The organism is Pseudoalteromonas sp. SG44-5, from assembly GCF_014164175.1.
GTDB lineage: Bacteria > Pseudomonadota > Gammaproteobacteria > Enterobacterales > Alteromonadaceae > Pseudoalteromonas > Pseudoalteromonas nigrifaciens.
The window spans coordinates 60,722-67,621 of sequence record NZ_JACJES010000018.1; the positions used below are offsets into that span (position 1 = coordinate 60,722).

Below are 6,900 nucleotides of genomic sequence, written 5' to 3' on the forward strand. Positions count from 1 at the left end.
AAAGTTTAATTGGCGTTAGCATTATAAAAATTTGCCTGTTTAATACTGGCAAAATCATTAAAACGCACGCCATGTTCGCGCATTACATTTAGCACTTTTTTACTTAGCATTTGGCGTAAATAAAATGGCTGATTTGGCACAAAGTGATGAATACTATGGGTTTTACCAAAGTTAAAACAAAACAAGTGAAACGGCATAAATACCCGACTGGTTAACACATGGGTTTGCTCCAGCATATTGGTTACACCGCCATAGTAATGCATGCACGAGGTAACAAAATTTAGCGAGCTCGAGCGCACAATATTAGGCACAATTAACACCACCATTAAAAACTCAAATAGCGACATAGTGCTTAATAACCAAGCCGGCGAGCTTTGTGCAAGCCCAGTAAATAAATTAACGCCATGAAATATAATTACGCTGTATAAAACAATAAAGTAAGCGGTGGTAATAGGAAAACCGGCATTAAATATCTTAAAAAAGTGAAAGCCTTTAATTTCTTTAGAAAAACGTTTGGCGTTAATTAATAAGCCTAATAAGCCATCCACAATAACCAACGCGCGTAACAAAGGATTTTTAATACCGTTACCCACTAAGCGCTCTTCTAGGTCTTGTTGTGTGCCTGAAGTTTTATGATGGTGTAAATGTAACTTACGACGATACCAAGGGCTGATAGTATTAGGGCGCATTAACCACACGGTTAGCATCATAAAATTATGCATAAATGGCTGATTACTAAAATACTGTTTATGAATTAAATCATGCTCTAACTCATGCGAAATAGATGCAGCCATAGCAGCTAAAATAATACATAACCACGCAGGAATAATGGCTAAATAATATAAAAAGCCAACCCCAACTAATGCCCCAAGAGATAACAGTAAAATAACCAATCCCAAGGTATTTTGATGCGTTAATAATGGATGCTTAGCGCGTAGCTTCGCCTCTTCAGCCTTAATAGCTTTAACAATGGCTTGAATATTTTCTTTTGCACTTAAATGAGTCATAAATTACAACCGATCAATTATGTTGGGGCGGATAATACCCGAACTGGTAAAAAAAACACCTTTGAGAGTACTTTCTTATGCTCTTTGATACTAGTTGCTAATGCTTTTACACGCTAATTACTGCAAAAAACAACACGGACGCCTCTTCTATTAGCGCCCGTAATTTATTTAATCCTAGCGTGAGCTAAGTTTATGTTAGTTTTTTTGCTGTGCAGCTAAATAGTCAATCGCCAGCTGGCTCATTGCTTTAGTGCCCACTTTAAGCGTTGACTCGTCAACATAAAAATACGGCGAATGGTTGGTTGGTGCTGTTTTTACATCTTGCCCTGTTGGCGTGCCGCCTAAAAACAAAAATAAACCCGGTACTTGCTGCGCATAAAAAGCAAAGTCTTCTGCGCCGGTTACTTTTGGCACATCAAACAGGTTATCTTTACCTACTATATTTTTAAGTGTTGGCAACATTTGCGCGGTAAGCTCTGGGTTATTCACCGTTACTGGGTAACCTTTAAAAATATTTACCTGTGCTTCGGCTCCCGACGCTTTAGCAATATGCGTAGCTGTAGTGGTTAATTTTTCAAAAATTTGTTGGCGGTTATCCATATCAAAATTACGAATAGTGCCTACCATTTCTACACTATCGGGAATAATATTATTACGTACGCCACCAGCTATTTTACCAAACGAGATAATGGCAGGCTCTTTAGTTATATCTATTTGACGACTAACAATATGATTAACCCCTGAGACAATTTGTGCAGCAACTGAAATAGGATCGACCCCACCCCAAGGCGATGAACCATGCGTTTGCTTACCTTTTACCGTTATTTCGAAGCGATCGGCACTGGCCATAATTGGGCCACTACGATAACCAATTTGGCCGCTGTTTAATCCCGCCATAACATGAATGCCAAACGCCACATCGGGTTGATACTTTTTAAATATCCCCTCTTTTAACATTAACTCAGCTCCGCCCTCTTCGCCTTGTGGCGCGCCTTCTTCTGCTGGCTGAAACACAAACATAATATCGCCGTGTAATTCATTTTTTACAGCGGCTAATACTTCAGCTGCACCCATTAGCATAGCCACATGCGTGTCGTGCCCACAGGCATGCATAACCCCAACATCAACCCCATTATACTTGGTAGTTACCAGTGATTTAAAAGGCACATCGGCTTTTTCGGTTACTGGCAGTGCATCCATATCGGCACGCAGCATTACTGTTGGCCCCGGCTTACCGCCTTTTAAAATCCCCACTACACCTGTGTAAGCAATGTCAGTTTCAACCTGCATCCCTAAGGCTTTTAAATGGCGTGCTACAATCGCAGCGGTACGTGTTTCGCGGTTACTTAACTCAGGGTGCTGATGAAAATCGCGACGCCATTCAATCACCTTATCTTCAACCTGATTTATCTGTTTATCGATATTAATATTGGCACTGGCATTAAATGCCCCTAGGCTTGCTAAGCCAATAGCTAATGAGATTAATGAGCGTTTCATCTGTGTTCCTTTTTATTATCTGCCTTTAGCAACACTGTGCAGTGCTGTTATAGAAAATTTTGACGTGAGTAAGTAGATAATGCGCAATGCACTGAGCAATGCAAATAATTACTCAGCTATTTTGAGTTATTATGCAAAACATTTAATAAACTACATAGTAACTAAAACTCACTAGAGTAAAAACACCAATAAAAAATGACGCTGTTTAGCGTCATTTTTATTTAACTTTATTTTATATATTTACAATATAACTAGGGCGTTTTAACTGCTTTTTCTGGCGAGCTAAATACACCTTTAACAACTTGCCAAGTAACCGCTAATGCGCCTACCATAAATACTACATCACCAATGGTGCGCACCCAGCGTAGCGTTACCAAAGTATCGCTTTGCATTAATGCTTCGCTACGTGCATACCAAAGCCCCTCTGATGCGCTGGCAACAAATTGAATAATACCAACCGGTAATAAACTAGTGAATAGCATTAACGCTAGCCCTATATTCATCCACCAAAAAGAGGTTTTCATTAAGCCTTCATCAAATTTTAAATGCGGGCGAATGTATCTTAATATGAGTAGTGTAAAGCCCAGCGCTAAAAAGCCATAAACGCCAAATAAGGCTGCATGGGCATGTGTTGCTGTGGTATTAAGTCCTTGAATATAATACAAAGCAATTGGTGGGTTGATCATAAAGCCCAGCACACCTGCACCTAACATATTCCAAAATGCAACGGCTACAAAATACATTATTGGCCATTTAACATTTTCCATCCAAGGCGCACGCGTTTTTAATTTATAATGCTCCCATGCTTCATGACCAAGCACTATAAGTGGTACTACTTCAAGCGCACTAAAAGTTGCACCTACAGCCATAACGGGTGTAGTTGTACCCGAAAAGTACAAGTGATGGAAAGTCCCCGGAACACCGCCTAACATAAACAACGAAGCCGACGCTAACGAAGCCACTGTAGCCATACGTTTAGACACTAAACCCATATTAAAAAATATAAAGGCCAGTGCTGTTGTGGCAAATACTTCAAAGAAACCTTCCACCCATAAATGCACAATCCACCAGCGCCAATATTCCATTACTGAAATATGCGTACGCTCGCCGTAGAAAAAACCCGCACCATAAAATAAGCCAATCGCAATTACCGACAGCATAAATAAAACCAGTAAGTTTTTATCACCCTCTTTATTTAAAGTGGGTGTAATACAACGCATCATTAATACTAACCACAGCAATATTCCAACAAATTTACCAATTTGCCATAGTCGTCCTAAATCAATGTATTCATAGCCCTGATGGCCTAACCAAAAGTTTAGTTCTGGCGGCATTATTTGCGCAATTGCTAAGTACTGACCAATAAACGAGCCAACTACTACCAATACTAACGCCCAAAACAATACATCAACACCCAGCTTTTGAAACTTAGGATCTTCGCCACCATTAATAATTGGGGCTAAAAATAAACCAGCCGCTAAAAAGCCTGTTGCAATCCAAAATAACGCCGACTGAATATGCCAAGTTCGCACTAAACTATAGGGGAACCATTCAGAGGTTTGCACGCCATAAAAGCCCTGCCCTTCAACGGTATAATGAGCGGTAAATGCCCCTACAAATATTTGAAAGGTAAACAAAGCTACAATTAAAAATAAGTATTTACCTAAAGATTTTTGCGAAGGCGTTAAGTTAAAAGATAAAATAGGATCTGTTTTTGGCACGATTGGCTCTTCGTCATCCTGCCTGCGTAAAAATGCCCACGCCCACACTAATGCTCCAATTCCTGCAACCAGTAACACAATACTGACCAGCGACCATACTATGTTTTCGGTAGTGGGTTTATTATCAATTAACGGCTCATGCGGCCAGTTATTGGTATAGGTTGCATTCCCATCTAAACGCTCAGTAGATGCCGCCCAAGCCGTCCAAAAGAAGAACTCGTTTAAACGTGCCCTGCGCTCAGCACTGGGCAAAGTAACTTCTTTCATTGCATAGTTAGCACGGGTTTGCTGCAGCTCAGCTGCACCACCAAACAACGCATTATAATAATCACTGGTTTGCGCTATTGCCTGCATACGTCGCGGCGATAAGCTCACAGTGTTGGTTTTTGTATTATAAGTATTTGTTCTATAATCTTTTTTAAGATCATAGCGCAGCATATGCTGTTGCTGCTCATTGAGTTCATCGTATGCTGTGCCAAATTGATCTTCTGCAGCTAAATTTAACCAACTCACTAACTCGCGATGCAACCAGTCAGCTGTCCAATCTGGCGCTTGATAAGCTCCATGCCCCCAAACCGAACCTAATTGCATGCCACCAACAGATTGCCACGCAGTTTGCCCGTCAAGTATTTGCTCTTCTGTGGTTAACACTTTGCCACTTTCTGATACAAACGCGGCTGGTATTGGCGGTGCTTCACGGTAAATTTCTGTGCCGTAGTAACCTAATAATGAAAAGGTGACTGCGACGACCCCTAAAAGGGCCCACCATAACCTTTTATATTCTCTCATTATTACTCTCCTGTTAAATGTACATGACGCAATTTTATAGCGAAGCTTTATATTACTGATGTAACTATTGATAACTTATAAAGCGATCTTTGCAAATCAATAAACTAGTAAGCCGCTTTAGCAACTGATAGTTATTTGTGATACGACAAATTACTTTCAGCTTACTCTTAACATACAGTAAATATCTGAGCAGAATATGTGTCCAGATCAACATAATCGCCGTTAGCGACAATAAAAAAGATTACACAATAGAGTTTTAAAGTTACTTAATGAGTGTTGTGCAAAATTAAGTGCACTAGGCTATATTAATTACCCCAAGGAAAGGTGGTGGGTTCAAGCTAAATCGTGCTAGAACATGTGAACTACCCATCGACGCCACTCCGTGTCGATCAATGGGCTTCTACAGCCTTGACTTAGAGACTAGGCTGCTTCTTTTTTCTCAGTTCCAACAGCAAACTTCGATAGCTTGAAGACTTTCGTTTTAATGGCTGATTTCTGCTGAGATGTGGGGGTAACCCTTGCGACGATCCCAGCCGCAATTAAATCTAATTCACCTGTTTTTGCTATGCTTTTAGCCGCTGACAAGTCTCGGTTTTGGTAAGTTTCACAAGCCGTACATGTGAAATATCTGTCGTTCAATGTTAAAACATGATGTTGGCCGCATTCAGAACAAACCCCAGTGGATTTTTCAAACCTGCCAATCTCGTGATAGAGTTTACCTTCAAGCTCAGTTTTGTATTTTGAAAGCTGAGTAATTAAGCCCATCACATTGTCGGCAACCATGCTGCCATTGAACTTTTGCATCCCTTTTACGTTTAAATCTTCGAACACTAAAATGTCATTTTCATTGGTTATCTGGCGTGAGATTTTGCCGTGTAATTTGTTGATGCGTTGTTTGGTTTTTTGCCAGCGATTTGAACCTTTAGTTCGGCGTGCAAGCTGGCGTTGCAATTGATTTAACTTTGTTTTTGACTGCTTTAAAAACTTGGGGTTATCGACCACAAAACCATCTGAGCCAACAACAGTTTGCTTTGAGTTAATGTCAAAACCTGTGATTGTTTTTAAAACTTGTTTAGCTGTTTTGCACTCAACTTCCTGAGTGATGCTGCATCCCCATTTTCCGTGATGATACTGGATAGTTACAGTCTTGATTTTACTTGCTAGTTTGCGATGCAAGATAATGGGTATCTTGCCTACCTTTGGGATACTGATAGCGCCATTTTCAATGCGGATACAGTTCGAGTTATTGACCGCTCGAAAACTATCGTTGTGAAGTTTTTTCTTTTTATATGAGATCTTGTGCTTTGGAAAGCGTTGCAAGCGACCTTTAGTAAAAACATTCTTGAGCGCTAATTCCAGGTCGCGGGCAACTTGTTGAGCTGCCGCAGAATCGAATGCTTTGATCCAGTTAAACTCTTCGAACGTCTTGATATCTTTAAGTAGTGAGGCCATGTCTTTGTAAAACAAAAACGTTTTATCGTGCTCGTATCGACGCATGTTCTCAGACAACAATAAGTTCCAAATGCCACGCGCTGTCGCACCAAACTCAACGAGTTTAGCTTCTTGCTCTGGCGTAGGATTTAGCCTGTAGTTGTATCTAAGCGTCTTTTTCATATACTGTATAGACTACTGTATGGAAATGAGTTGTCAAGATGGAATATGAAACTAAATCTCACTGTAAATATTTAATAGCGCTACATTTAATACTTGTGGTTAAATATAGAAAACAATTGTTAAAAGGTGATGTAGGTGATTTTGTAAAACAAAAAATCACTGAAATTGCAGAGCGCTCAGAATTTAATATCGAAGAGATCGAGGTGGACAAAGATCATATACACATATTGCTAACGATCTCTCCCAATATCAGCGTTGCGAGTTACGTTAGG

Annotated in this window: 5 protein-coding genes; 1 reads left to right on the forward strand and 4 read right to left on the reverse strand. The window is 40.1% G+C overall.

What is annotated here, in order from left to right; all coding sequences use genetic code 11:
* Positions 1-5: 5 nt before the first annotated feature.
* The 4 genes from H5079_RS14740 to H5079_RS14755 form a co-directional block, all read right to left on the reverse strand.
* The gene (locus H5079_RS14740; protein WP_011329065.1) at positions 6-1,007 is read right to left on the reverse strand and encodes a fatty acid desaturase; all 1,002 of its coding nucleotides are present in this window, start codon (positions 1,005-1,007) and stop codon (positions 6-8) included.
* A gap of 195 nt (positions 1,008-1,202) precedes the next feature.
* Positions 1,203-2,504 carry a M20 family metallopeptidase gene (locus H5079_RS14745; protein ID WP_086993230.1) on the reverse strand — a complete coding sequence of 434 codons (1,302 nt, stop codon included), beginning with the start codon at positions 2,502-2,504 and terminating at the stop codon, positions 1,203-1,205.
* A gap of 251 nt (positions 2,505-2,755) precedes the next feature.
* Positions 2,756-5,014 (reverse strand): nitric-oxide reductase large subunit, encoded by a 2,259-nt coding sequence (locus tag H5079_RS14750; protein ID WP_089368696.1) that lies wholly within the window; start codon positions 5,012-5,014, stop codon positions 2,756-2,758.
* Positions 5,015-5,434: 420 nt separating this feature from the next.
* A complete protein-coding gene (locus tag H5079_RS14755) occupies positions 5,435-6,628 on the reverse strand; it encodes an RNA-guided endonuclease TnpB family protein (protein WP_182684373.1) in 1,194 nt (397 codons plus the stop codon).
* 38 nt (positions 6,629-6,666) lie between these two features.
* Between H5079_RS14755 and tnpA the strand changes: the two genes are divergently transcribed.
* The coding region (gene tnpA, locus H5079_RS14760) for an IS200/IS605 family transposase (RefSeq protein ID WP_182684374.1) at positions 6,667-6,900 on the forward strand (234 nt) is incomplete at its 3' end.

What these genes read in the sequence shown, in the direction of transcription:
- H5079_RS14740 (WP_011329065.1), bottom strand. Translation starts at nt 1,007, where the DNA reads ATGACTCATTTAAGTGCAAAAGAAAATATTCAAGCCATTGTTAAAGCT.
- H5079_RS14745 (WP_086993230.1), bottom strand. Translation starts at nt 2,504, where the DNA reads ATGAAACGCTCATTAATCTCATTAGCTATTGGCTTAGCAAGCCTAGGG.
- H5079_RS14750 (WP_089368696.1), bottom strand. Translation starts at nt 5,014, where the DNA reads ATGAGAGAATATAAAAGGTTATGGTGGGCCCTTTTAGGGGTCGTCGCA.
- H5079_RS14755 (WP_182684373.1), bottom strand. Translation starts at nt 6,628, where the DNA reads ATGAAAAAGACGCTTAGATACAACTACAGGCTAAATCCTACGCCAGAG.